This is a genomic window from Caballeronia terrestris (genome assembly GCF_001544515.1).
GTDB classification, from domain to species: Bacteria; Pseudomonadota; Gammaproteobacteria; order Burkholderiales; family Burkholderiaceae; genus Caballeronia; species Caballeronia terrestris.
The window spans coordinates 1-890 of sequence record NZ_FCOL02000524.1; the positions used below are offsets into that span (position 1 = coordinate 1).

Below are 890 nucleotides of genomic sequence, written 5' to 3' on the forward strand. Positions count from 1 at the left end.
CGCAGACCTGTGGGCCGCTCCAGCGAAAACATGCCGCCATTGCCCTTCACGCAATCGATGATCAACTGCGTGTGCTCCCAGTATGCGAACTGCGATTCGCTCATGTAGAACGACACGCCTGCGATCTCGCCGAGCTTCACGTCCGAGCCGCCGACCATGAACTCTTTGACGGGGAACATCATCGGCGCGCTACCGTCGCAGCAACCGCCCGATTGATGGAACAGCACGTCGCCGTGTTCGGCTTTCAGCGTCTCGATCAGATCGACGGCGGCGGGTGTCGCGATGACTCTCGGTACTTCTTCTGTGCTCATCATGCGAGTCCCTTTTAAAGCGAGCGGCCATTGCGACCGCTCGCGAGTCGCTTTGGCTTAGAAGAACCCGAGCGGCTTCTGGCTATAGCTGACGAGCAGGTTTTTCGTCTGCTGATAGTGATCGAGCATCATCTTGTGATTCTCCCGTCCGATGCCCGACTGCTTGTAGCCGCCAAAAGCCGCATGCGCCGGATACGCGTGATAGCAATTCGTCCACACGCGCCCTGCCTGAATCTCGCGGCCGAATCGGTATGCACGCGTGCCGTCGCGCGTCCAGACGCCTGCGCCGAGGCCATAAAGCGTATCGTTGGCGATTTCCAGCGCTTCCTCTTCGTTCTTGAATGTCGTCACGGAGACGACCGGCCCGAAGATTTCCTCCTGGAAGATGCGCATCTTGTTGTGACCGCGGAACACGGTCGGCTTCACGTAGTAGCCGTTCGCGAGTTCACCGTCGAGTGCATTGCGTTCACCGCCGATCAGGCATTCCGCGCCTTCCTGCTTGCCGAGATCGATATACGACAGGATCTTTTCGAGTTGCTCCTGCGATGCCTGCGCACCGATCATCGTCTTCGAGTCGAG

The 890-nt window shown here is 58.9% G+C and carries 1 protein-coding gene and 1 pseudogene; both read right to left on the bottom strand.

Going from position 1 to position 890, the window contains the following annotated elements; genetic code table 11:
* Positions 1-311: DUF779 domain-containing protein (locus tag AWB67_RS38710; protein ID WP_087660931.1), on the bottom strand; the 311-nt coding region annotated here is incomplete at its 3' end.
* A 57-nt stretch (positions 312-368) separates the two neighbouring features.
* A pseudogene (gene adh, locus AWB67_RS38715) lies at positions 369-890 on the bottom strand (aldehyde dehydrogenase); the annotation flags it as partial.